We start from the raw sequence: 24008 nt of genomic DNA, 5'->3' as shown, positions 1-24008 counted from the left end.
GCGCCGGGAGGAACACGTTCCGAAAGCCCGCCGCCCCGACGGTTTCGATGATCCATTGGATCGGCCGTCATTTCGCGGCCGCATCCCGTTCATGCAACAGGCGACGCTCCCCTGGAGCGGACGGAATGCCCGCACGATGCCGGGCCCACGGAGAGAGACAATGGTGGTGAAGACTCAAGCACATGATTATCGGCAGACCCGGGCGCAGACCACTGCGACGGGCGCCAAAACGCGCGCTTCCACACCGGGCCTGCCGAAAAAACAAGGACTCTATGATCCGCGCAATGAGCACGATGCCTGCGGCGTCGGCTTCGTGGCGCATCTGAAAGGCAAGAAGTCGCACCAGATCGTCGAGGACGGGCTGTTCATGCTCGAGAACCTGACGCATCGCGGCGCCGTCGGCGCAGATCCGCTGATGGGTGACGGTGCAGGCATTCTCGTCCAGATTCCGGACCGCTTCTTCCGCGAGGAGATGGCAAAGCAGGGCATCACGCTGCCGAAGGCAGGCGAATATGCCGTTGGCCACATCTTCATGCCGCAGGACGAGAAGCTGGTCGATTACTTCAAGAAGGTGATCGCCGACGTCGTCGCCGAAGAGGGCCAGGTCTTCATCGGCTTCCGCGATGTGCCGGTCGACAATTCCTCGCTCTCCAAAGCCCCCGAGATCGCCGCCACCGAGCCGCGCCATGTGCAGGTCTTCGTCGGCGCCGGCCGCGATGCCGCGACGAACGGCGAGTTCGAGCGCCGGCTCTTCACGCTGCGCAAGGTGATCTCCAACCGCATCTATGATGAGTATGAGGGCGAAGAGAGCAACTTCTACCCCGTCTCGCTCTCCTCGACGACCATCGTCTACAAGGGCATGTTCCTCGCCTACCAGGTGGGCGCCTATTACAAGGACCTTGCCGATCCGCGCTTCGAATCGGCCGTCGCCCTCGTGCACCAGCGCTTCTCCACCAACACCTTCCCCTCGTGGAAGCTGGCGCATCCCTACCGCATGGTCGCCCATAACGGCGAGATCAACACGCTGCGCGGCAACGTCAACTGGATGGCGGCCCGTCAGGCGTCCGTCTCCTCGCCGCTCTTCGGCGACGACATCACCAAGCTCTGGCCGATCTCCTACGAGGGCCAGTCGGATACGGCCTGTTTCGACAACGCGCTCGAATTCCTCGTGCGCGGCGGCTACTCCATGGCCCATGCGGTCATGATGCTGATCCCCGAGGCCTGGGCCGGCAACCAGTTGATGAGCCCGGAGCGCAAGGCCTTCTACGAATACCACGCCGCGCTGATGGAGCCGTGGGACGGCCCCGCCGCCGTCGCCTTCACCGACGGCCGCCAGATCGGCGCGACGCTCGACCGCAATGGCCTGCGTCCGGCCCGCTACCTCGTCACCGATGACGACCGCGTGATCCTGGCCTCCGAAGCCGGCACGCTGCCGGTCAAGGAAGAGAGCATCATCAAGAAGTGGCGCCTCCAGCCGGGCAAGATGCTGCTCATCGACATGGAAGAGGGCCGCATCATCTCCGACGAGGAGGTGAAGTCCGCGCTTGCCGAGAAGCATCCCTATCGCGACTGGCTGGACAACACCCAGATCATTCTGGAAGATCTCGGCCCGGTCGAGCCGCGCGCGCTTCGCCGCGACGTGTCGCTGCGCGACCGCCAGCAGGCCTTCGGCTATACGCAGGAGGACACCAGGCTCCTGATGTCGCCGATGGCGACGACGGGGCAGGAGGCGATCGGCTCCATGGGCACGGACACGCCGATCTCGGCCATGTCCGACAAGACCAAGCTGCTCTACACCTATTTCAAGCAGAACTTCGCGCAGGTGACGAACCCGCCCATCGACCCGATCCGCGAGGAACTGGTCATGAGCCTCGTCTCCTTCATCGGCCCGCGCCCGAACATCCTCGATCATGGCGGCGCGGCCAAGGCCAAGCGCATGGAAGTGCGCCAGCCGATCCTGACCAACGGGGACCTCGAAAAGATCCGCTCCATCGGCCATGTCGAGGACCGCTTCGATACCAAGACGCTGGACTTCACCTATGACGTCTCGCGCGGTGCGGACGGCATGCTGGAAATGCTCGACCGGCTCTGCGAGCGCGCCGAGCAGGCCGTCACCTCGGGCTACAACATCATCGTGCTCTCCGACCGCCAGATCGGGCCGGACCGCGTGGCGATCCCGGCGCTGCTGGCGACCGCCGCCGTGCATCATCACCTGATCCGCAAGGGCCTGCGCACCTCGGTCGGCCTCGTCGTGGAGACCGGCGAGCCGCGTGAAGTCCATCACTTCTGCCTTCTCGCCGGCTACGGCGCGGAAGCGATCAATCCGTATCTGGCCTTCGACACGCTCAACGACATGCACAAGCGCGGCGAGTTCCCGAAGGAAGTGGACGCGGAAGAGGTGGTCTACCGCTACATCAAGGCGATCGGTAAGGGCATCCTGAAGGTCATGTCCAAGATGGGCATCTCGACCTACCAGTCCTATTGCGGCGCGCAGATCTTCGATGCCATCGGCCTCTCCTCCGAGCTGACGGACAAGTATTTCTTCGGCACGGCGACGACCATCGAGGGCATCGGTCTCGACGAGATCGCGCAGGAGACCTTCAACCGTCATAAGGCTGCCTTCGGCCGCGACCCGCTGCTCGCCAACACGCTGGATATCGGCGGCGAATATGCCTACCGCATGCGCGGCGAGGAACATGCCTGGACGCCGGACGTGATCGCGTCGCTGCAGCATGCCGTCCGCGGCAACGCCGCCGACCGCTACAAGGAATTCGCCGAGCTGGTGAACGCCTCGTCGCTGCGCATGAACACGATCCGCGGTCTCTTCTCGATCAAGGGGGCGGAGGCGCTCGGCCGCAAGCCGATCTCCGTCGACGAGGTCGAACCGGCCGTCGATATCGTCAAGCGCTTCTCGACGGGGGCCATGTCCTTCGGCTCGATCAGCCGCGAGGCGCATACGACGCTCGCCGTCGCCATGAACCGGATCGGCGGCAAGTCGAACACCGGCGAGGGCGGCGAGGAAGCCGACCGCTACATGCCGCTGCCTGACGGCTCGATGAACCCGGAGCGTTCGGCGATCAAGCAGATCGCGTCCGGCCGCTTCGGCGTGACCACCGAGTATCTGGTCAATGCGAACATGCTGCAGATCAAGGTCGCGCAGGGCGCCAAGCCCGGCGAGGGCGGTCAGTTGCCGGGCCACAAGGTGGATGCGACGGTCGCCAAGACCCGTCATTCCACGCCGGGCGTCGGCCTCATCTCGCCGCCGCCGCACCACGATATCTATTCCATCGAGGATCTGGCGCAGCTCATCTACGACCTGAAGAACGTCAACCCGGAGGCCGATATCTCGGTCAAGCTCGTCTCGGAAGTCGGCGTCGGCACGGTTGCCGCCGGCGTTGCCAAGGCGCGCGCGGACCATATCACCATCGCCGGCTTCGACGGCGGCACGGGCGCTTCGCCGCTCACCTCGCTGAAGCATGCCGGTAGCCCCTGGGAAATCGGCCTTGCCGAGACGCACCAGACACTCGTGCTCAACAAGCTGCGCTCGCGCATCGCCCTGCAGGTCGACGGCGGCCTCAAGACCGGCCGCGACGTCGTCATCGGCGCGCTGCTCGGCGCGGACGAGTTCGGCTTTGCCACCGCGCCATTGATTGCGGCCGGCTGCATCATGATGCGCAAGTGCCACCTCAACACCTGTCCGGTCGGCGTGGCCACGCAGGATCCGGTGCTGCGCAAGCGCTTCAAGGGCACGCCCGAGCATGTCATCAACTACTTCTTCTTCGTTGCCGAAGAGGTGCGCGAAATCCTGGCTTCGCTCGGCGTGCGTTCGCTGAACGAGATCATCGGCGCCTCGGAACTCCTCGAAAAGGAGAAGATGATCTCGCACTGGAAGGCCAATGGTCTCGACTTCTCCCGCATCTTCCACAAAGTCGATGCGCCGAAGGAGGCGACCTACTGGACCGAGCGGCAGAACCATCCGATCCAGGATATCCTCGACCGCAAGCTGATCGAGCAGGCGAAGCCCGCGCTGGAAGCCAAGACTCCCGTCGCCTTCGAGGTCGATATCAAGAACGTCGACCGCTCGGCCGGCGCGATGCTCTCGGGCGAGGTCGCCAAGCGCTACGGGTTCAAGGGCCTGAAGGACGATACGATCTCCGTGATGCTCAACGGCACGGCAGGCCAGTCCTTCGGCGCGTTCCTTGCCCGCGGCATCACCTTCGATCTGGTGGGCGCCGGCAACGACTATGTCGGCAAGGGCCTTTCGGGCGGCCGTATCGTCGTGCGTCCCCCGGCGGGCAACCGCGCGGTGCCGCATGAATCGATCATCGTCGGCAACACGGTGCTCTACGGCGCGATCTCGGGCGAATGCTACTTCAACGGCGTCGCCGGCGAACGCTTCGCCGTGCGCAACTCCGGTGCCGTCGCGGTCGTCGAGGGCGTGGGTGACCATGGCTGCGAATACATGACCGGCGGCGTCGTCGTCGTCATTGGCCAGACCGGCCGCAACTTCGCGGCCGGCATGTCCGGGGGAGTCGCCTATGTGCTGGACGAGGAGGGCGATTTCGCCCGCCGCTGCAACATGGCGATGGTCGAGCTGGAGCCGGTGCCGGAAGAGGACGACATGCTGGAGAAACTGCACCACCACGGCGGCGACCTCATGCACAAGGGCATGGTCGACGTGTCCGACGACATGACGCGTCACGACGAGGAGCGGCTTTACCAGCTCGTCTCGAACCACCTGCACTATACGGGCTCGCCGCGGGCCAAGGAGATCCTCGACAAATGGGCCGAGTATCGTCCGAAATTCCGCAAGGTGATGCCGGTCGAGTATCGCCGCGCGCTCGAGGAGATGGAGCGCATGAGGATGGGGGTCGCTGCCGAGTGAGGCAGCGGTTCACCAACCTTCACCGGCTGATTTCGCTGGGCTTGGCAGTCGCGGTCCCGGGGATCGCGACCCTCGTGAACGGCGAGATCAGGATCGAATTCATCGTACTGGGTTTGGTGGTTGGAGCCGCCTACTGGTACTGGGGGCCTGCGGGCGCCCCGCTCTGAGCAAGGATTATTGAAGTGGGCAAGGTAACTGGTTTCATGGAAATCGACCGGCAGGTGATGAAGTATCAGCCGGCCTCCGACCGCATCCGCCATTTCCGCGAATTCACCATTCCGATGTCGGATCCCGAAGTGCAGAAGCAGGCCGCGCGCTGCATGGACTGCGGCATTCCCTATTGCCATGGTCCGACCGGGTGTCCGGTGCACAACCAGATCCCGGACTGGAACGACCTCGTCTATAACGGCAACTGGGAAGAGGCGATCCGCAACCTGCATTCGACCAACAACTTCCCGGAATTCACCGGCCGCGTCTGCCCCGCACCCTGCGAGGAGGCGTGCACGCTGAACCTCGAGGACACTCCGGTCTCCATCAAGACCGTCGAGCAGGCGATCGCCGACAAGGCCTACGAGATGGGCTATATCGTGCCGCAGCCGGCGACGGTGAAGACCGGCAAGAAGGTCGCCGTCATCGGCTCCGGCCCGGCCGGCATGGCGGCCGCCCAGCAGCTCGCCCGCGCAGGTCATGAAGTCCATCTCTACGAGCGTGAATCCAAGGCCGGCGGCCTGCTGCGCTACGGCATTCCGGACTTCAAGATGGAGAAGAACTTCATCGACCGCCGTGTCGACCAGATGCGTGGCGAGGGCGTCACCTTCCACTACGGCGTCAATGTCGGCGTCGACAAGCCGATGGACGAGATGCTGGCAGAGCACGATGCCGTGCTCTATTGCGGCGGCTCGGAAACCCCGCGCGACGCCGGCATTCCGGGCGTCGATTTCGCGGGCGTGCATGATGCCATGCCCTATCTCGTGCAGCAGAACCGCCGCGTCGGCCGCGAGAACATCGACAGCGTCGGCTGGCCCTCCGCGCCGATCCTTGCCGGCGGCAAGCACATCGTCGTCGTCGGCGGCGGCGATACCGCGTCGGACTGCGTCGGCACGGCGTTCCGCCAGGGCGCGGTGAAGGTCACGCAGCTCGACATCCGCCCGCAGCCGCCGGAAAAGGAAGACAAGCTCGCCGTCTGGCCCTTCTGGGCGACGAAGATGCGCACCTCCTCCTCGCAGGCCGAAGGCGCCGTGCGCGAGTTCCAGGTCGGCACGCTCGAATTCGTCGGCGACGAGGACGGCGTGCTGACGGGCGTGAAGTGCTGCCAGGTGGATGATCGCCGCAAGCCGATCCCCGGCACGGAGTTCATCATCAAGGCGGACCTCGCCTTCATCGCCATCGGCTTCCGCGGCCCCTTCACCACCAGCGTGCTGAAGGACCTCGGCGACAAGCTTGCGATCAACACCGACAAGCGCGGCTCGTCGAACGTCATCGCCAATGACCGCGACTACAAGACCTCGGTCGACAAGCTCTGGACGGCCGGCGACGTGCGCCGCGGCCAGTCGCTCGTCGTCTGGGCGATCCGCGAAGGCCGCCAGGCGGCGCGCGCCATCGACGAGGCGCTGATGGGCTCGACCACGCTGCCGCGGTGAGGTTCGACAGGGCCACGATTTGAGAGGGCGCGTCGGCATGCCGGCGCGCCTTCATGCGTTCTTGAGCTCCATCGGCTGACAATACCGTAATCCGCCACGTTTCTTTCGTCATGGTCGGGCTTGATCCGACCATCCATCCCCACGGCTTCGCTCGTGGCGTGGATTCTCGGGTCAAGCCCGAGGATGACGAAGGAGAGGGAGTGAGCTTGGTGGGAGCAACGCACTTTGCGTGATTTGCGGAATGCCGTGTCCCGCCGCAGGGGACCTTGCTCTCCTACGGCGTCGCCGTCTTGTCCAGCCGGAAATCGTCCACGCGGCCGAGCGGCGCGTCGGCGGTCTCGCCCTTTTCCACCAGCTTGTCGCGCAGGCTCTTGCCGGTGCCCTTGATCGGCGCGGCGCCGAGGAGGGCGGTGCCGCCGTCCAGCGCCGGGTCGGCGAGGCTGATGGGCTGGGTCTTGGTGATCTCGGCGTCTTCCGCCGGGGGCGTCGCGACGACGAGGTCCTTGAGATCGCCCTGCAGGCCCGGGCCGTCGGCGGCGGCAGCGCCGAGCAGGCGGCGGATTTCCTTTTCCACGTAGAAGGCGAGCTTGCGCTTGCCGGCCTTGGTGAAGTTGATGCCATCGGAGCCGCGCAGGCGTACCTGCTGGCCGTTGATGTCGGAACCGGAAATGACGAACTTGCCATCCTCGTCGACGAAACCGTCCCAGATGTCGACGAACTCGCCGCCGGCCTTCTCCGCGCTCGCGTGATAGAGGGTGTTGAGCGTCGTCATGTCCGCGGTCAGCGCGGAGGACTGGAAGGGCGGCATGCCCATCCAGAGCAGCGGCTTGCCATCCTGCCGGGCCAGCGCCGCGATGCGGGCGATGCGCGCCTCGTATTCCTTTGTCCAGGCCTCGGAGCGGAATTTCTCCTTCTCGCCGGCCACAGTCATCTGCTGGCGGTCGTTCGCGCCCATGCTGACGACGATGAGGGCTGGCTTGGTCTCCGCGATCAGGGCGGGAAGCGATGCGGGCCAGTTGTAATAGTCCTCGCGCACGATGCCGGAGGAGCCGTTGGTGCGGCGCTCGACGCGGATGCCGGGTGTCGTCTCGAAGGCGGCGTCGAGACCATCGCCGAGGCTGCCGGCGATGAAGTCGCCGACGACGAGCACCACCTTGGCGTCGGGCAGCTTCTCGACCGGCGGCGGTTCGGCCTTCTTGGCGACCGTCGGGGCCGGCTTCTTCTTGCGGATGACGGCGCGCGGCTTCTGGATCTGCGGTTCTGGCTCGACGACCTTGCGCTTCGGCGTGCCGAAGAGAAGCTCGAGGATCGTCTTGCGCTCGCGGCGCTGCTCCTGCGCGCTCGCGGGCAGGGACGTGACGACGACGCTTGCGGCCGCCACCAGCGCGAGGGCAAGGCGCACAATCCGGGTGGTCGTCGTCCTGTTCATCGTGAAGGCTCCGTTCTCGCCGCGATCCTGCGGCCGGTCGGTGGCGGCATGATGGCAAATGCCGGCGGCGAGCGGAAGCACCCGCCAGCGAAAAGGGGCGCCGCAGCGCCCCTCAACCTGTCGAAAAACCGCGTCCGGTCAGCGGCGCAGCGCCCGCAGGAGCTGCTGGCTCGGCTCGCCGTCGGCGGCAAGGCCCACGCGGTTCTGGAAGGCCTGGATGGCAGCCTTGGAGCCGGAGCCGAAATTGCCGTCGACCTCGCCCTCGTAATAGCCGAGTTCCTTGAGGCGGGTCTGGAGCTCGAACTTTTCCGTGATGTCGAGCGCGCCGTCCGGGCGCGGCCAGCGCTGCTTGACGCCGCCATAGCCGGCGATCTGGTCGGCCAGCATGCCGACGCCCATCGCGTAGGAATCCGACGCGTTGTAGCGCTTGATGACGAAGAAGTTCTTGGTCATCAGGAAGCCCGGCCCGCCATTCGCCGGCAGCTTGAGCTCGGCCCGGTCGGAACCGTTCTTGAAGCCGTTGCCGCCCGGGCGCGTGAAGCCGAGCTTGGCCCATTGGGCGAGCGTCTTCGTCTGGCCGGAATATTTGTTGCCGCCCTTCGGCACGACGATCTCGTAGCCCCAGGTCTTGCCGGCCTGCCAGCCGTTCTTGGCCAGCAGGTTCGCGGCGGTCGCCAGCGCGTCCGGCACGGAGTTCCAGATGTCGCGGTGGCCGTTGCCGTCGGCGTCGACGGCATAGATCAGGTAGCTCGTGGGGATGAACTGGGTGTGACCCATGGCGCCGGCCCAGGAGCCGGTCATGTCGGCGGCGTCGATGTCGCCGCGCTGGATGATCTTGAGAGCGGCGATGAGCTGCTTGCGCGCATAGTTCGCCCGCTTGGAATCGGCATAGGCAAGCGTCGCCAGCGCGCGCGGCACGTAATGCAGCCGGTCGTCCTTCTTCAGCACGGCGCCGTAGTTGGATTCCATCGACCAGATGGCGAGCAGCACGTTGCGGTCGACGCCGAAATGCCGCTCCAGCGCGGCGAGCGTGCGGCCGTGCTTGGCCGCCATTTCGCGGCCGATCTTCACCGTGTAGGGGTTCACGCGCGAATCGAGATAGTCCCAGATCTTGTTGGTGAATTCCGGCTGGTAGGTCGCCTTCTGGATCACGTCGGGATCGGGCGTCTTCACGCCGGCAAAGGCCTTCTGGTAAGTCGACTTGCTGATGCCGGCGTCGGCCGCCGTGGCATAGAAATCGGCAATCCATTTCTGGAAGCGGGGATCGGCCGCGCGGGCCATGGATGCCTGCGCGAGGAGCCCTACCGACAGAAGAAGGGTGAGCGCGGATCGGCGCAGAACGGTTCTCAGATTCTGTGTCATCAGCTGTCGTGTCCGTTTCTTAAATTTCGGGACGGCGGCATGGAACCACCGGCTGAACGCAAAACTTATAAAAACGAAGTCAACAAATTCTTTACCATCAAACTTTTGCCGCGTCTCTCTTTGTAAAAAAATAGCAATTGGCTTCTAATTGGGCTCGGCTAGGCCCAGGCCATGAGGACGTGGGCACAACGAGGTGAATAATGTCGCAGACACGTAAGGTTCGCAAAGCAGTCTTTCCAGTGGCGGGCCTCGGCACCCGCTTCCTTCCGGCCACCAAGGCCGTTCCGAAGGAAATGCTGACCGTCGTGGACAAGCCCGTGATCCAGTATGTCGTCGATGAGGCGCTGGATGCCGGCATCGAGCACCTGATCTTCGTGACGGGCCGCTCCAAGGCGGTCATCGAGGATTATTTCGACATTCAGGTCGAGCTGGAGCAGACGCTGCGCCAGCGCAACAAGACGGCCGAGCTGACACTGCTCGAAAGCATCCTGCCGGTCGCCGGCTCCACCAGCTTCACCCGCCAGCAGGAGCCGCTCGGTCTCGGCCATGCCGTCTGGTGCGCCCGCGAGCTCGTCGGCAACGAGCCCTTCGCCCTGCTCCTGCCCGACATGATCATGAAGGCGGAAAAGGGCTGCATGAAGGGCATGGTCGAGCTCTTCGAGCAAAGCGGCGCGAATGTCATCGCCGTCGAGGAATGCGCGCCCGACCAGGCGCACAAATACGGCATCGTCGGCGTCGGCGAGAAGATCGGCGACGGTTTCGCCATCACCCAGATGGTCGAGAAGCCGGCGAAGGGCACCGCGCCTTCCAACTTCTTCATCAACGGTCGCTACATCCTCCAGCCGGAAATCTTCCCGATCCTCTCCACGCAGGAGCGCGGCGCGGGCAACGAAATCCAGCTCACCGACGCCATGGTGAAGCTTGCCGACAGCCAGAAGTTCGCCGCCTATCATTTCCGCGGCGAGACCTATGACTGCGGCGCCAAGGATGGCTTCATCCTCGCCAATATCGCCTTCGCGCTCGCCCGTGCGGATATCCGCCCGGCCGTCGAGGGCCCGCTGAAGCAGCTCGTCGCGGGTCTCAAGTAATCAGCGGCGAAGGACAAGGCCGATGCCGGCGCGCGTGATGCCGGTATCGGAGGCGCCCGACTGGCGCGTCACCTCGTAGGAGACGTCGCCGGTCATCGCCAGCCAGCGGTTTATGTTCCAGGTAAGGCCTGCGCCGACCAGATAGATGTTCTGGTTGGCGGTGCCCGTCGTGGAGAAGTCGCGCAGCGTATAGGCGGCGCTGAGGCGTGCGACGAGATTGTCGCGCAGCTCATGCGTCAGGTCGGCCGTCGTGCCATAGGAGACGTAGCCGCTTTCGCCGCTCGTGGAAGAGGGCTCCAGATCCGTGCGCAGGCCGAGCCTCAGGTCGGTGCCGCGCAGCGGTGACCAGTTGACGGCGCCGTCCATCGTCAGCCCTTCGAGGGCGGCGAGGCGGCTGTCGTCGAACTTGGCGCGTTTGTAGCCGGCGCCGAGATCGCCGCGCAGCTTTTCCCCGAGATCGATTTCCACACCCGCCCGCGCGCCGAGCGTCGAGAAGGAGCGTTCGTATCCGGCCGAAAGCTTGTCGTCATAGACCGCGCGGCCCACCGAGGCTTCGAGATAGGGGATCAGCGCGGGGGAGAGCTCGTAGCCGACCCGGCCCGTCAGCGTTCCTTCCGTATAGTTGCGGAACGACTGGTCCAGCTTGCTGCCGTTGGTGGCGGTTGCCGATCCGTAGGTGTGCCGTTCGACATTGGCGCCGAACGTGCCGCGGATCAGGCCGAAATCGCGCATGATATTGGCCCCGCCGGACAGCGTCTGCACGCCGGACTGGGTGCTGGCGCCGACGATGGCATTGGGATCGGTGGCGCTTTCGCGCTCGAACGCGTAGCCGCCGGTGATATGGGCGACGGTGTCGTCGCTGAGGTCGAGCCGGAGGTCGCCGTTCACCCGCGCCTCAGGCTCGGTTTCCCCCGTGCCGCTGATATTGCGCTGGTAGACGCCCTCGGCATCGATGGTGAGCTGGTGGCGCGACCAGTCGGAGGTGAGGGAGCCGCGGAAGCCGGTCTGGGAATAGGTGCGGCTCGTCGTGGTGTTTCCGCTCTTCGTACGCTCGAAGCCGATGCCCTGCGTGATCGAGGGGCGCAGGACGAACGTCCCGACGCGGACGCCGACCGGTTCCCAGGGATCGCCGAGCCGGCTGTTGCGGACGCCGCTGAGGCTGTTCTCGCGCTGGTTCAACCGCTCGGCACGCCGCTCGACGATGCCGTCGCGGTCGCCGGCGTCCGAAAGCGCGGCCACCGCTTCGTCGCTGAGGGCGGGACGGGGCGTCGTGGCGGTCGTGGTCGCGTCGGTCGTATCGGGGGTTTCCGTGGCTCCCGCCGAAGGATCCGCGGTTCCCGTCGCCAGCGTCTCGAGGGCGGAGGGTGTCAGGGAATTCGCCTGCTGGGCAGCGGCGGGAACGGCGGCAAGCATGGTGCCGGCGAGCAGAAGCCCGGCCAGTCGCCGTCTCGGGCGGGGCACCAGTGCCTCGCGTTCCATTGCCATTGCCTCTGCCATGATGGGGCCTGCGATTCTCGAATTTCCTAAGCGAACGTAAACCGCCATGGTTAACGCTTGGTTGCTGGCCGCGCGCTTTTCGCGCGCCGGTCCGCGATGGACAGGCACGGGCAAAAACGCTAACGAGGGGCATGATCACAAGACAGGCAAAAGTTGACGTCGAGGGCGCCATTTCCTCCGCGATCCGGACGATCGAGACGGAGAAGGCGGGGCTCGTCGCCCTTTCCGCGGTGCTGGAAGGCGAACTGCACGACGTCTTTCGCGAGGCGGTCGGGCTCATCGGCGGCATCGCCGGGCGGCTGATCGTCACCGGCATCGGCAAATCCGGCCATATCGGCGCGAAGCTCGCCGCGACGCTCGCCTCGACCGGCACGCCGTCCTTCTTCGTCCATCCCGTCGAAGCCAACCATGGCGATCTCGGCATGATCGGTCGCGACGACGTGATCCTGGCGCTGTCCTGGAGCGGCGAGACCGCCGAGCTGCAGGGCATCGTTTCCTATTCCCGTCGCTTCGCCATTCCGCTGATCGCGATGACCTCCGGCGAGCGGTCGGCGCTGGCGCGGGCGGCCGATATCGTGCTCCTGCTGCCGAAGGTGCAGGAGGCCTGTCCGCATGGGCTGGCGCCGACGACCTCGACGCTGATGCAGCTTGCGCTGGGCGATGCCATCGCCGTCGCGCTGCTGGAGGCGCGCGGCTTCACGGCGACGGATTTCAAGACCTTCCATCCCGGCGGCAAGCTCGGGGCGAGCCTTTCCCATGTCGGCGACATCATGCACAGCGGCGAGAACATGCCGCTCGTCGCGCTCGGCACCTCGATGCCGGATGCGGTGCACATGCTGGCGCAGAAGCGCTACGGCTGCGTCGGCGTGATCGACGGGGAGGGGACGCTGGTCGGCATCGTCACCGACGGCGATATCGCGCGCAACCTGTCGCGCAATCTCTCCGAGCTCACCGTCGACGAGGTGATGACGCGCAGCCCCAAGACCGTGAAGCCGGCGACGCTCGCGACGGCCGCGCTCGGCCTTCTCAACCAGCACAACATTTCCGCGCTGATCGTCACCGACGAGGCCTTCCGCCCCGTCGGCATCGTGCATTTCCACGACCTGCTCAGGATCGGCGCCGCTTAAGGACCTCAGACGGGCTCGACCGTGAGGTCGCGGCCGTTGCTGGCCGTGACGCGCACGCGTGCGCCGACCGGCAGATCCGGCCCCTGGACGCTCCACATCGTATCGTCGAGCCGGATGCGGCCGCGGCCCTCGGTGATCGGCTGCTCCAGCGTCGCCGTGCGGCCGATAAGGCTCTGGCCCCGCTGGTTGAGATGCGGCTGGTCGCTGGCCTCTCCGCTTCTGCTGACGATGCGCCGGCCGATCAGGGCCGAGACGAGCGACAGCACGGCGAAGACCAGCCATTGCACATGCCAGGACCAGAGGGCCTCGCCCCACAGGGCGAGGGAGAGGACGCCGGTGACGATGGCCGCGATGCCGATCCAGACCAGGAAGACACCGGGCAGCAGCACTTCGAGGATCAGAAGAACGATCCCCAGCACCCACCAGGCCCAGGGCCCGAGTTCGCCGATGATGCCCTGGATCATGCTCACGTTCCCTGCGGCGTGTCGAACGGATTACGGAAGGAGCCCGTGCCGGTGGTTGCCGGCGTGGACTGGCGCGCGCGCTGGGCACCGGCCGCCGGGGCCGGGCCGTCGCCGAACACTTCCTTTGCGATGGCGCCGATGCCGCCGAGCGAGCCGACCAGCGAGGAGGCCTCCATCGGCATCAGCACGATCTTTGAATTGGGCGCCTTGCCGATCGCGGCCATGGCCTCGGTGTATTTCTGTGCGACGAAGTAGTTGATCGCCTGCACGTTGCCGGCCGCGATGGCCTCGGAGACCATCTTCGTCGCCTTGGCCTCGGCCTCGGCGAGGCGCTCGCGGGCCTCGGCATCGCGGAAGGCGGCTTCGCGCAGGCCCTCGGCCTCGAGAATGGCGGACTGCTTGGCGCCTTCGGCGCGCAGGATCTGCGCATTGCGCGAGCCTTCGGCCTCCAGCACCTGCGCGCGCTTTTCGCGCTCGGCCTTCATCTGGCGCGCCATGGCGTCGACGAGGTCCTTCGGCGGGGCGATGTCCTTGATCTCGACGCGGGTGATCTTCACGCCCCAGGGATTGGCCGCCTCGTCGACGACGCGCAGCAGCTGGTCATTGATCTTGTCGCGGTTGGAGAGCAGCTCGTCGAGATCCATCGAGCCCATGACCGAGCGGATGTTGGTCATGGTCAGATTGATGATGGCGTGCTCGAGATGGGCGACCTGATAGGCCGCCTGGGCCGGGTTCAGGATCTGGTAGAAGGCGACGGCATCGGCGGAGACGCTGGCATTGTCGCGGGTGATGACCTCCTGCGTCGGAATGTCGAGCACCTGTTCCATGACGTTCATCTTCGAGCCGATACGGTCGATGAAGGGGACGATCAGGTTGAGGCCGGGCTGCAGCGTGCGCGTATAGCGGCCGAAACGCTCCACCGTGTACTGGTAGCCCTGGGGGACGGTCTTGATCCCGGCAAAGAGGATCAGGATGACCAGGACCACGAGGGCGACGACGACGATATCCAGTCCGGCAAACGGCATGTTCTTCTACTCCACGAAAGACGGTGCGGCGCGGTGCCACTCTACGGTATACGTTCCGCGACACCAGTCTATTTGGGCGGGAAGAGGAATTATCGCACTCAGACCCAGCCGGAAAGCTCCCGGCGCACCACCTTTTCCAGAACGGCCATGCCTTCCGGGGAATCGTTCAGGCAAGGGATGTGCGAGAACTTCTCGCCGCCATTGTGCAGGAAGCTCTCGGCGGCCTGCTCGGCGATCTCCTCCAGCGTCTCGAGGCAGTCGGAAACGAAGCCCGGATTGAAGACGGCGATGCGCTTGATGCCCTCCTCGGCCAGCTTCTCGACGGTCTTGTCCGTATAGGGCTGGAGCCATTCCTCCGGGCCGAAGCGGGACTGGAAGGTGAGGACCAGCTTCTCCGCCGACCAGCCGAGGCGTTCGCGCAGCAGCCGCGCGGTCTTCTGGCACTGGCAGTAATAAGGGTCGCCCTTCTCGAAATAGCTTTTCGGAATGCCGTGGAAGGAGGCGAGCACCCGCTCCGGCTCCCAGTCGAGGCCGGCGATGTGCTTTTCGATGGAGACGGCGAGGGCGTCGATATAGGCGGGATCGTCGTGATAGGGCGGCACGGTGCGCAGCGCCGGCTGCCAGCGCATCTTCAGCAAGGTCTCGAAGGCCTTGTCGTTGACGGTCGCCGTCGTCGCCGCCGCATATTGCGGATAGAGCGGGAAGACGAGGATGCGCTCGCATCCTTCCTTCTGAAGATATTCCATGCGCGAGGCGATGGAGGGCTGACCGTAGCGCATCGCCCAGTCGACGACGACATTCGGGTGCTCGGCGAGCGACTTCGCCATCAGCTCGGCCTGGCTGCGGGTATAGGTGCGCAGGAAGCTCTCGTTCCGTTCCTTGTTCCAGATCGTCTCATAAGCCTTGCCGACCTTGCCGGGGCGCGTGTTGAGCACGATGCCGAAGAGGATGGGATACCAGGCGATCCTCGGCCATTCGATGACGCGCTTGTCGGTCAGGAACTCCTTCAGGTAGCGCCTCATCGAGGTGTAGTCGGTGCCGTCCGGCGTGCCGAGATTGACGAGCAGCACGCCGACCTTGCCATGCTTGACGGTCGGATGGTTGGCGGGCTTGGCGGCGATGTCCATCGTGGATCCTGTGCGTGCTGGTGTCGTTCTCATGCGCGGCGAAGGCCGGTTCGTTCAGAACGGTTCTAAAAAGAAATGCCGGCCCGGGAAAGCCCGGACCGGCGGAAAAAGTGGAGACAAATTGTCCTTATTTGGCGGGAATCGAGAGCTCCCTGCCGATATGGAGCGCGCGCGGACGCGGATTATCGTTGGCTTCGGCGATCCTGCGCCACAGCGTGCCATCGCCATAAGCGGCCTTGGCTAGATCCCAGAGCGTGTCGCCGCGTGCGATGACGTGCCTGCCGCCTGCTGCGACGCTGCCTTCGGCCGTCGTGGCGGCTGCTTCCGATCCCGTCGTTGTGGTGCCGGACCCGGTATTGCCGGTCGTCGCCGCGCCTTCCGTCGCGGTCGTGCTGCTATCGGCGGGCGTTGCCGTCTCGCCATCGGTGGCCGGCTTCGTCTCGGCTCCGGTTGCGCCTTCCGCCATGCCGGTGGCGGCGGCCTCGGTGATGCGGCCGTCGGTGTATGGCTTGTAGGGGCGGTGGGCGGAGAGGTAGTCGGCGACCACCAGTTCCAGGTTCGGGCCGAAGTCATAGGGATTCACGGCGGCCTTCGCGAAGATGGCATAGCCGTCGCCGCCGGCACGCAAATAGTTGTTGGAGGCGACGCCGTAGGTCTTGCCCGGATCGAGCGGCGCGAAGGCATCGCCCTCCTTCACCTCTACCGAGACGACACGGCTGCCGGCCGGCTTCGACTTGTCGAAGGCGTATTTCAGGCCGGAGACCTGCGGGAAGCGGCCCGCGCCTTCCTCGATCTGGCTGAGGCCGTTTTCGAGCGCGGCGACGAGGTCGGCGCCCTTGAGCTGGAAGGTCGCGACGGTGTTCTGGAAGGGCAGCACCGAGAGCACCTCGCCCATGGAGACCGGCCCGGCATCGATGGAGGAACGCAGCCCCCCGCCATTGGTGATGGCGACGGTCATCCCCTGGTTCTTCGTGCGGTCGAGGATGGCGTCGGCCACGAGGTTGCCCATGGCGCATTCGGCGGCGCGGCAGGTTTCGCGCGAGCCGTCGATCGGCTCGGCGGTTTCCGCGACGATCTTGTTCTTCAGCTCGTCGATGGGGCCGGACAGTTCCTTGATGCGGGCAAGGACGGCCTCGTCGGGCTTGATGGAGGAATCGATGGTGATCGGCGCGCCGGTCGCTTCCTTCACCACGCCGGCATCGTCGAAGACGACCTTCAGGTTGCCGAGATATTTCGAATAGGCGCCGGCCTGCACGACGGGCACCTTGTAGCCGCCGGGATTGTCGACCATCGTCGGATAGGGGCCTTCCGCCTTGTCCGACGTGCTGGAAAGGAAGCTGTGGGAGTGGCCGCCGACCACGACGTCGACATCCGGGATCTTGGCGATGGCGGCGAGGTCGCGCGGATAGCCGACATGGGTGAGCGCGACGATCTTGTCGACGCCCTCCTTCTTCAACTCGGCGACGGCGGCGGTGATGTCGGCGACATCGTTGCCGATCAGCACGTTCGGACCGGGGGACGAGAGTTCCTCGGTGTCGTTGGCGACCGCGCCGACGATGCCGATCTTCTGGCCGCCCTGCTCGATGACGATGAAGGGCTTGATGCGGTCGCCGATCTTGGAGCTGGCGCCGGCCGCGACATTGGCGGTGACGACGGGGAACTGGACCTTGTCGAGGAAGGTGGCAAGGCCGTCCTCGCTGTCGTCGAATTCATGGTTGCCGACGGTCATGGCGTCGAACTTCATGAGGTTGAGAAACTCGGCTTCCGCCGCGCCCTTGTAGGTCGTGTAGAAGAGCGAGCCCTGAAAATTGTCGCCGGCATTGAGGAGCAGCACGTTCCTGCCGGAAAGCTTCTGGCGCTCGGCATCGATGGCGGCTTTCAGGCGCGCGACGCCGCCGAAGCATTCGCCCTTGCCTTCCTCTTCGGCCGAGCAGGTCGAATCGAACTTGTTGATCGCCTCGATACGCGAGTGCAGGTCGTTGATATGCAGGATGTTCAGCTCGTAATCGGCGAATGCCGCACCGCTGGAGAGCGCGATGAGGGAGGCGGCCAGAAGGCCGGATCGGATAAGCGTCATGGTCCTGTTCTCCTCGGTTGCCGCGCCCGATGGCGCGGAGGGCATGCCCGGCTTCCGGATAGGCCGGAAACATGACAGCCGGCCGGCGGATGTTTCCACCGGACGAAAGCAACTTCAAGTGAAAAGACGGTCCCTGCCGGCTACCCGGCCCGAAACGAAAAAAGGGCCTTGCGGCCCTTTTGAGAAGCGAGGTGCCGGATCAGGTGCGGCGCGCCAGCGAGAACTGCGCCCCTTCGGCCGTGGTGCAGTTGAGCTGGTGCTGACTGACCAGCGCGCAATTGACCTTGGACTGCGTGTTGCGCACCAGCGAGGTCATGTTGATCTCGACCAGTGTCGGCGAGGTCTTGATATAGGTGCCGGAGGCGAGGAGCTGGTTCGTGTCGGTCGTGCGCGTCGTGAAGGTGCCGCTCGAGAAGGTCGAGACGATGCCGTTCGGATCGACCCAGGCGCCCTCGACGCCCTGCTGCATGGGCTGCTGGGCGACCGGAAGGCTGCGCGGCGCCGGTTCCGTCTGGCACGAAGCAAGCGCTGCGGCGGCGGCAAGCAGGCTGAGGGCTGCGATCGGCTTCATCTGGTTCTCCCAAAGTCTCGGCGGCGCGAAGCACCCGTCCGGTTCGCCAGAACATGCCGTGAAGAGAAGTCGAAAGCAAGACGCGCTGCCCGGCCGGCGGGCATTATCCCATTGAAAGCGAAGCGCCCGCGGGATTGCCGCGGGCGCTTTCCTTGGAAAACTACGGGCCGGTTCAGCGAACGAGAACGTTCCTGAACTGCCACGGATCCTTCGTGTCGAGATCTTCCGGGAAGAGGCCCGGGCGGCCGTCGAGCGGGGTCCAGTCGGTGTAGTGGCCTTCGACCGGGCCGAGATAGGGCATCTGCACTTCGAGGCAGCGCTTGTAGTCGACCTCGTCGGCCTCGACGATGCCGGCCTTCGGGTTTTCCAGCGCCCAGACCATGCCGGCGAGCACGGCGGAGGTCACCTGCAGGCCGGTCGCGTTCTGGTAGGGGGCGATGCGGCGGGTCTCTTCCAGCGACAGGCGCGAGCCGTACCAGTAGGCGTTCTTGTCGTGGCCGTAGAGCAGCACGCCGAGTTCGTCGACGCCGTCGACCAGCTCATTCTCGTCGAGGACGTGCAGCACCGGCTGCTGGTGGCCGCCATTGCCGAACATCTCGTGCAGCGACAGCACGGCGTCGTTGCAGGGATGGTAGGCATAGTGGCAGGTCGGACGGTAGGTGACGTCGCCGTCCTTGTCGCGCACCGTGAAGAAGTCGGCGATCGAGATGGATTCGTTGTGGGTGACGAGGAAGCCATATTGCGGGCCGGGCGTCGGGCACCAGGAGCGCACGCGCGTGTTGGCGCCGGGCTGCTCCAGATAGATGGCGGCCTTGCAGCCCTTCTTCTGCTTCTTGGCGTTCTTCGGAATCCACTTCTCATGGGTGCCCCAGCCGAGTTCGGCCGGCTGCAGGCCTTCCGAGATGAAGCCTTCCACGGACCAGGTGTTCCAGAAGGTGTTGAAGGGCTTGGGGTTCTTGGTGCGCTGGGTGTCGCGTTCGGCAATGTGAATGCCCTTGACGCCGACCTTCTTCATCAGCTTGGCCCAGCCTTCGCGGTCGTCCTGCGAGGGCTCTTCGAACTTGACTTCGAGGTCCTTGGCAAGGTTCAGCAGCGCCTGCTTGACGAACCAGGAAACCATGCCCGGATTGGCGCCGCAGGTCGAAACGGCGGTCGTGCCGCCCGGATGCTTTTCCTTTTCCTTGCGCAGGGTTTCGCGCAGGGCGTAGTTCGTGCGGTCGGCGTTCTTCATGTCCTTGTCGAAATAGAAGCCGAGCCAGGGCTCAACGACCGTATCGATGTAGAGCACGTCGAGCTTGCGGCAGAACTTGATGAGATCGACCGAGCCGGTATCGACGGAGAGGTTGACGCAGAAGGCCTGGCCTTCGCCTTCCGTGAGGAGCGGCTTCAGGAGATCCTTGTAGTTTTCCTTGGTGACATGAGCCTTGATGTGGCGAACGCCGTGGCGGGCATAGAGCTCGGCGTCGGCGTCGTCTTCGCGCGGCTCGATGACGATCAGCCGGTTCCGGTCATACTTGAAGTGGCGCTCGATCAGCGGAAGCGTGCCGCGACCGATGGAGCCGAAACCGATCATCACGATCGGGCCGGTGATTTCGCCATGTACCGGATAGGTGCTGTCTGCCATTTGGGTCTCCTGCGGACGGCCGCTTTGCGCTGAAAATCAGGGGCTCCAAGGCCCCTTAGCATAGTATGGCAGCGCTAGAGCACAGATTTCTGTCACAATAAAGGGCGGCCAAGTATTTCTGCGGCGATATGCTTAAGCCGCCGTCGCCGCCTCAGGCGAGGACGCAGCGGATCAGGCCGCGCAGCGAATTGCCGACGAGGATCGTGCCGCCGGCAAGGTCCTCCGGCCGCAGCACCGCCTCGACGGCGCTGCCGGTTTCCAGCAGCTCCTCGCGCAGAACGCCGGCGAGCAGGCCCGAGGCGAGCGGCGGGGTCTTCAGCGGGCCGGTGCCGTCGTCGAGGAACAGCGAGGTGATGGTGCCCTCGCAGAGTTCGCCGCGCTCGTTGAGGAGGATGACTTCCTCGGCCTCGGTCGTGGGGAATTCGGCGCGTGCCGCGGCGTAGAGGACGCGGCGGGATGTCTTGTGGCGCAGCAGCGGATCGGCGGAGGAGAGGCGGGTGGTGGCGAGCTTCACGCGCCAGACCGCATCCGCCGCAAGGAGTGTGAAGGCTGCGGTCTGCACGTCGATCCGGCCATCGGGGAAGAGTTCGAGGCGGATACGGAGGGGTTGCGGTTGCGGCGCACCCCCCTCTGCCCTGCCGGGCATCTCCCCCACAGGGGGGGAGATTGGATGGGGGGACGCCTTGCCCATTTCAGTGGCCGCGGTTGAGAGATGACCTTGCCTCTTGCCAATCTCCCCCCTCGTGGGGGAGATGCCCGGCAGGGCAGAGGGGGGTAGCACAGCGAACAGGGCGTCCCGTGCCTTCTCCGCCCCCGGCAATCCGAGCGCCTCCGCCGACCGCGCCAGCCGCGCCAAGTGCCGCTCCAGTCGCACGAAGCCAGTGCCGGGTTCCCAGCGCAGGGTCTCGATCAGCGAGAGATCCATTGGTCCCCCACGGCGAAGCGCGCTTTCAGCAGGCATTCCTCATATTCCGCCTCTGCGGTGGAATCGAAGACGATGCCGCCGCCGACATTGAAGACGGCGTTGCCGTCCTCGAAGAGCGAGATGGTGCGGATGGCGACGTTGAAGCGCATGGTGCCGTCGGGGGCGATCATGCCGATGGCGCCGCAATAGGCGTCGCGCGGGCCGTCCTCCAGGTCGTGCAGGATTTCCATGGCGCGCATCTTCGGCGCGCCGGTGATCGAGCCGCAGGGGAAGAGGGCGGCGAAGATATCGCGGATGGAGATGCCCGCCGTCAGCTTCGCCCGGACATGGCTCACCATCTGATGCACGGTCGGGTAGGTCTCGACCGCGAAGAGTTTCGGGACGTGCAGCGTGCCGACCTCGGTGATGCGCGAGATGTCGTTGCGCAGCAGGTCGACGATCATGCGGTTTTCCGCCTGCGATTTCGGATCGGCCTGCATGGCGGCGATGATGCGCTCGTCCTCGGTCGCGCTGCCCCCACGCGGCGCGGTGCCCTTCATCGGGTGCGTCTCGATCCAGCCTTCCCTGTCTATATCGAAGAAGAGTTCCGGTGAGCGGGAGAGCAGTTTCGGCCCGTCCAGCGAGACGAAGGCGCCGTAGTGCACGGGCTGGCGCTCGATCAGCGACCAGAAGGCGGCGAGCGGGTCGCCGTTCCAGCGGGCGCGGATCGGCATGGTGAGGTTTGCCTGGTAGCAATCGCCCTGCCGGAGGTGCTGGTGCAGGCGATCGAAGCGGCCACGGTAGGTCCCGAAATCCCAGTCGGCTCTGGGATCGGTGAGGAAGGGTTCGTTTTCGACACGTTGCCGCGGCGTTGCAAGCGGGTGATCGTCCGCCGGCTTTTCGAAGATGCCGAAGCTCATCAGCGGGGTCGGGCGGTTCTCCTCGGCGAGCGGGGCCAGCTTCTTCTCGAAGAGATGGCCGGCCTCGTAGCTCATGAAGCCGGCGATCCAGTGGCCTTTTTCATGGGCGGCCTGAAGGGCCGCGAAGGCGGGCTCGAAGCCGGCGCGCTCGCGCACGGTGACGACCGCGAGCGGATCGGCGAAAACCACCGTCCGATCCTCACGGTCGTCCCTGAGGAGCACAAAGCGTTCGCGGTCTGTCATGCGGGCTTCCGGCTTCTTTTAAGATGACGCCTTATCAAGCGCTTCCAGTTCGTCGATCAGCCCCTCGATCATCGACAGTCCCTTGCTCCAGAACGACGGATCGCTCGCATCGAGGCCGAAGGGCTTGAGGAGTTCGGTGTGATGCTTGGTGCCGCCGGCCTTGAGGAGGTCGAAATACTTCGCCTGGAAGCCGGTCTCGGCCTGTTGGTAGACGGCATAGAGCGAGTTCACCAGGCAGTCGCCGAAGGCATAGGCATAGACGTAGAACGGCGAGTGGATGAAGTGGGGGATATAGGCCCAGTAGGTCTCGTAGCCCTCGGAAATGCGGATCGCCGGGCCGAGGCTTTCGCCCTGCACGGAGAGCCAGAGTTCACCGATCTGGTCGCTGGTGAGTTCGCCTTCCTTGCGGGCGGTGTGCACCTTGCGCTCGAATTCGTAGAAGGCGATCTGGCGCACGACCGTATTGATCATGTCCTCCACCTTCTGGGCGAGCATGGCCTTGCGCTCGCGCTTGTCCTTCGTCTTGTCGAGCAGGCTGCGGAAGGTCAGCATCTCGCCGAAGACGGAGGCGGTCTCGGCAAGCGTCAGCGGCGTCGAGGCCATCAGCGCGCCCTGGCCGCCGGCCAGAACCTGGTGCACGCCATGGCCAAGCTCGTGGGCGAGCGTCATCACGTCGCGCGGCTTGCCCATGTAGTTGACGAGCACGTAAGGGTGCGCGGAGGGCACGGTCGGATGGGCGAAGGCGCCCGGGGCCTTGCCGAGGCGCACCGGCGCGTCGATCCAGCCCTTGTCGAAGAAGTCCCTGGCGATGGCCGCCATTTCCGGCGCGAAGGCGCTGTAGGCTGACAGTACGGTGTCACGCGCCTCGCTCCACGGAATGGTCGCATCCGATGTCTCGGGAAGGGGCGCATTACGGTCCCAATAGTCCATCTGCTCCATTCCGAGCCACTTTGCCTTCATCGCATAATAGCGATGGGAGAGGCGCGGATACGCTTCGCGCACGGCTTCCGCGAGGGCGGCGACGACCTCAGGCTCGACGCGGTTGGCGAGGTGCCGGCTGTCGGCGATGTCCTCGAAGCCGCGCCAGCGGTCGGCGATTTCCTTGTCCTTGGCGAGCGTGTTGGTGATCAGCGTGAAGGTGCGGATATTGTCCTTGAAGGTTTTGGCCAGCGCTTCGGCAGCCTTGCGGCGCGCCTCGCCGTCGGGCGACTGGAGCTGGTTGAGGGCGATTTCCAGCGGCAGTTCCTCGCCGTCGATCGTGTAGCGCAGCGAGGCCATGGTCTCGTCGAAGAGGCGGTTCCAGGCGGCAGCGCCGGTCATCGACTTTTCGAGGAAGAGCTGCTCAGTCCTGTCGTCGAGCTGGTAGGGCTTGTCCTTGCGTAGGTCCTCGATCCACGGGCGGTAATGCGCGGCAAGGGCGTCTTTCGTCAGCGCCGCCTCGATGCGCTCGTCTTCTATCCTGTTGAGTTCAAGGGAGAAAAACAGGAGATGCGCGCCGAGGTCGGTGAGCTTGGCCTGTACGTCGCCGTAGAACTTGCCGTTCGCCGGCTCGGTCGTGTTGGTGAAATAAGTGAGGCCTGCGAAGGAGATCAGGCGGCCCATCACGTCTTCCAACGCCTCGAATTCGCGCACGGCCGCGCCGATGCCCTCGTCGCCCGTCTTTTCCGTCGCGGCATCGAGCTTGCCCTTCCACTTCGCCTCGAAGGCGAGCGAATCCGCCTCGGCCTTCTGCATGTCGGCCTTGAATTCGGGCGAGGCCGGCGCGGGGTAGAGGTCGGTAAGGTTCCAGCCGGGCAGGTCGCCCAGCTCGGCGCCGGCTGCGGCCTCCGCGGTCGCGAAATCGATCCGGGGTTCAAGGAAAGTGCGGGTCATCGATATCTCTCTTCCTGATGGGCAGGTCGGGTTCATTGCTTGCGTCGGCGTTGGTTAAAATGCAAGCCTTTCTCAAAACGGCATGTTCAACCCTTTCTGCCATGGTCCGCTGGTATCCAGTTCCCCAGGGCGTGCATGACGCGCGCCTTCGGC

General features: G+C 65.1%; 16 protein-coding genes. 4 read left to right on the top strand and 12 right to left on the bottom strand.

Annotated elements, in window-relative coordinates; translation table 11 throughout:
- Positions 1-160 precede the first annotated feature (160 nt).
- Together gltB and ShzoTeo12_RS12115 are read left to right on the top strand one after the other, a co-directional pair.
- Complete coding sequence (gltB, locus tag ShzoTeo12_RS12120) at positions 161-4885, top strand: glutamate synthase large subunit (RefSeq protein ID WP_413251099.1); 4725 nt, start codon at positions 161-163, stop codon at positions 4883-4885.
- Between the two features lie 182 nt (positions 4886-5067).
- The gene (locus tag ShzoTeo12_RS12115; protein ID WP_119256671.1) at positions 5068-6525 is read left to right on the top strand and encodes a glutamate synthase subunit beta; all 1458 of its coding nucleotides are present in this window, start codon (positions 5068-5070) and stop codon (positions 6523-6525) included.
- Between the two features lie 274 nt (positions 6526-6799).
- Here ShzoTeo12_RS12115 and ShzoTeo12_RS12110 read toward each other — a convergent pair whose 3' ends face one another.
- Both ShzoTeo12_RS12110 and ShzoTeo12_RS12105 read right to left on the bottom strand, forming a co-directional pair.
- Positions 6800-7954 (bottom strand): DUF459 domain-containing protein, encoded by a 1155-nt coding sequence (locus ShzoTeo12_RS12110; RefSeq protein ID WP_318909862.1) that lies wholly within the window; start codon positions 7952-7954, stop codon positions 6800-6802.
- 138 nt (positions 7955-8092) lie between these two features.
- Positions 8093-9316 carry a lytic murein transglycosylase gene (locus ShzoTeo12_RS12105; protein WP_318909861.1) on the bottom strand — a complete coding sequence of 408 codons (1224 nt, stop codon included), beginning with the start codon at positions 9314-9316 and terminating at the stop codon, positions 8093-8095.
- Between the two features lie 200 nt (positions 9317-9516).
- Here ShzoTeo12_RS12105 and galU point away from each other — a divergent pair, with 200 nt between their 5' ends.
- A complete protein-coding gene (galU, locus tag ShzoTeo12_RS12100; protein WP_119256673.1) occupies positions 9517-10404 on the top strand; it encodes a UTP--glucose-1-phosphate uridylyltransferase GalU in 888 nt (295 codons plus the stop codon).
- Here galU and ShzoTeo12_RS12095 read toward each other — a convergent pair whose 3' ends face one another.
- A complete protein-coding gene (locus tag ShzoTeo12_RS12095; RefSeq protein WP_318909860.1) occupies positions 10405-11883 on the bottom strand; it encodes an outer membrane beta-barrel protein in 1479 nt (492 codons plus the stop codon).
- Positions 11884-12032: 149 nt separating this feature from the next.
- Between ShzoTeo12_RS12095 and ShzoTeo12_RS12090 the strand changes: the two genes are divergently transcribed.
- The gene (locus ShzoTeo12_RS12090) at positions 12033-13028 is read left to right on the top strand and encodes a KpsF/GutQ family sugar-phosphate isomerase (protein WP_413251098.1); all 996 of its coding nucleotides are present in this window, start codon (positions 12033-12035) and stop codon (positions 13026-13028) included.
- Positions 13029-13033: 5 nt separating this feature from the next.
- On the opposite strand, the gene ShzoTeo12_RS12085 is transcribed toward ShzoTeo12_RS12090, so the two are convergent.
- The 9 genes from ShzoTeo12_RS12085 to ShzoTeo12_RS12045 all read right to left on the bottom strand — a co-directional run bounded on the left by ShzoTeo12_RS12085 (position 13034) and on the right by ShzoTeo12_RS12045 (position 23855).
- On the bottom strand, positions 13034-13492 hold the full coding sequence (locus ShzoTeo12_RS12085; RefSeq protein WP_119256675.1) for an NfeD family protein: 459 nt from the start codon (positions 13490-13492) through the stop codon (positions 13034-13036).
- Between the two features lie 2 nt (positions 13493-13494).
- Positions 13495-14517, bottom strand: a complete 1023-nt coding sequence (locus ShzoTeo12_RS12080) for an SPFH domain-containing protein (RefSeq protein ID WP_318909859.1) — start codon at positions 14515-14517, stop codon at positions 13495-13497.
- A gap of 98 nt (positions 14518-14615) precedes the next feature.
- A complete protein-coding gene (hemH, locus tag ShzoTeo12_RS12075) occupies positions 14616-15644 on the bottom strand; it encodes a ferrochelatase (protein WP_318909858.1) in 1029 nt (342 codons plus the stop codon).
- Between the two features lie 127 nt (positions 15645-15771).
- On the bottom strand, positions 15772-17721 hold the full coding sequence (locus ShzoTeo12_RS12070; protein ID WP_318909857.1) for a 5'-nucleotidase C-terminal domain-containing protein: 1950 nt from the start codon (positions 17719-17721) through the stop codon (positions 15772-15774).
- A 199-nt stretch (positions 17722-17920) separates the two neighbouring features.
- Entirely contained in the window at positions 17921-18292 is a 372-nt protein-coding gene (gene omp10, locus ShzoTeo12_RS12065) for an outer membrane lipoprotein Omp10 (RefSeq protein ID WP_119256679.1), read from the bottom strand.
- Positions 18293-18464: 172 nt separating this feature from the next.
- Positions 18465-19916, bottom strand: coding sequence for a homospermidine synthase (locus ShzoTeo12_RS12060; RefSeq protein ID WP_318909856.1), 1452 nt, complete (start codon positions 19914-19916; stop codon positions 18465-18467).
- Between the two features lie 151 nt (positions 19917-20067).
- Positions 20068-20877: an aminotransferase class IV family protein gene (locus ShzoTeo12_RS28245; RefSeq protein WP_413251097.1), complete on the bottom strand. Its 810-nt coding sequence runs from the start codon at positions 20875-20877 to the stop codon at positions 20068-20070.
- Positions 20826-21983, bottom strand: a complete 1158-nt coding sequence (locus ShzoTeo12_RS12050) for an aminodeoxychorismate synthase component I (RefSeq protein ID WP_318909855.1) — start codon at positions 21981-21983, stop codon at positions 20826-20828. The genes ShzoTeo12_RS28245 and ShzoTeo12_RS12050 overlap by 52 nt, the downstream gene beginning before the upstream one ends.
- Before the next feature lie 18 nt (positions 21984-22001).
- A complete protein-coding gene (locus ShzoTeo12_RS12045) occupies positions 22002-23855 on the bottom strand; it encodes a M3 family oligoendopeptidase (protein WP_318909854.1) in 1854 nt (617 codons plus the stop codon).
- Positions 23856-24008 lie beyond the last annotated feature (153 nt).

The organism is Shinella zoogloeoides (assembly GCF_033705735.1).
In the GTDB taxonomy this organism is placed as follows: domain Bacteria; phylum Pseudomonadota; class Alphaproteobacteria; order Rhizobiales; family Rhizobiaceae; genus Shinella; species Shinella zoogloeoides_A.
The sequence above is the reverse complement of the archived record's forward strand: the minus strand, read 5'-3'. Positions and strand labels throughout refer to the sequence as shown.

What these genes read in the sequence shown, in the direction of transcription:
- ShzoTeo12_RS12090 (WP_413251098.1), top strand. Translation starts at nt 12,033, where the DNA reads ATGATCACAAGACAGGCAAAAGTTGACGTCGAGGGCGCCATTTCCTCC.
- gltB (WP_413251099.1), top strand. Translation starts at nt 161, where the DNA reads ATGGTGGTGAAGACTCAAGCACATGATTATCGGCAGACCCGGGCGCAG.
- omp10 (WP_119256679.1), bottom strand. Translation starts at nt 18,292, where the DNA reads ATGAAGCCGATCGCAGCCCTCAGCCTGCTTGCCGCCGCCGCAGCGCTT.
- ShzoTeo12_RS12060 (WP_318909856.1), bottom strand. Translation starts at nt 19,916, where the DNA reads ATGGCAGACAGCACCTATCCGGTACATGGCGAAATCACCGGCCCGATC.
- hemH (WP_318909858.1), bottom strand. Translation starts at nt 15,644, where the DNA reads ATGGACATCGCCGCCAAGCCCGCCAACCATCCGACCGTCAAGCATGGC.
- ShzoTeo12_RS12110 (WP_318909862.1), bottom strand. Translation starts at nt 7,954, where the DNA reads ATGAACAGGACGACGACCACCCGGATTGTGCGCCTTGCCCTCGCGCTG.
- galU (WP_119256673.1), top strand. Translation starts at nt 9,517, where the DNA reads ATGTCGCAGACACGTAAGGTTCGCAAAGCAGTCTTTCCAGTGGCGGGC.
- ShzoTeo12_RS12070 (WP_318909857.1), bottom strand. Translation starts at nt 17,721, where the DNA reads ATGACGCTTATCCGATCCGGCCTTCTGGCCGCCTCCCTCATCGCGCTC.
- ShzoTeo12_RS12045 (WP_318909854.1), bottom strand. Translation starts at nt 23,855, where the DNA reads ATGACCCGCACTTTCCTTGAACCCCGGATCGATTTCGCGACCGCGGAG.
- ShzoTeo12_RS12085 (WP_119256675.1), bottom strand. Translation starts at nt 13,492, where the DNA reads ATGATCCAGGGCATCATCGGCGAACTCGGGCCCTGGGCCTGGTGGGTG.
- ShzoTeo12_RS12105 (WP_318909861.1), bottom strand. Translation starts at nt 9,316, where the DNA reads ATGACACAGAATCTGAGAACCGTTCTGCGCCGATCCGCGCTCACCCTT.
- ShzoTeo12_RS12080 (WP_318909859.1), bottom strand. Translation starts at nt 14,517, where the DNA reads ATGCCGTTTGCCGGACTGGATATCGTCGTCGTCGCCCTCGTGGTCCTG.
- ShzoTeo12_RS12050 (WP_318909855.1), bottom strand. Translation starts at nt 21,983, where the DNA reads ATGACAGACCGCGAACGCTTTGTGCTCCTCAGGGACGACCGTGAGGAT.
- ShzoTeo12_RS28245 (WP_413251097.1), bottom strand. Translation starts at nt 20,877, where the DNA reads ATGCCTGCTGAAAGCGCGCTTCGCCGTGGGGGACCAATGGATCTCTCG.
- ShzoTeo12_RS12095 (WP_318909860.1), bottom strand. Translation starts at nt 11,883, where the DNA reads ATGGAACGCGAGGCACTGGTGCCCCGCCCGAGACGGCGACTGGCCGGG.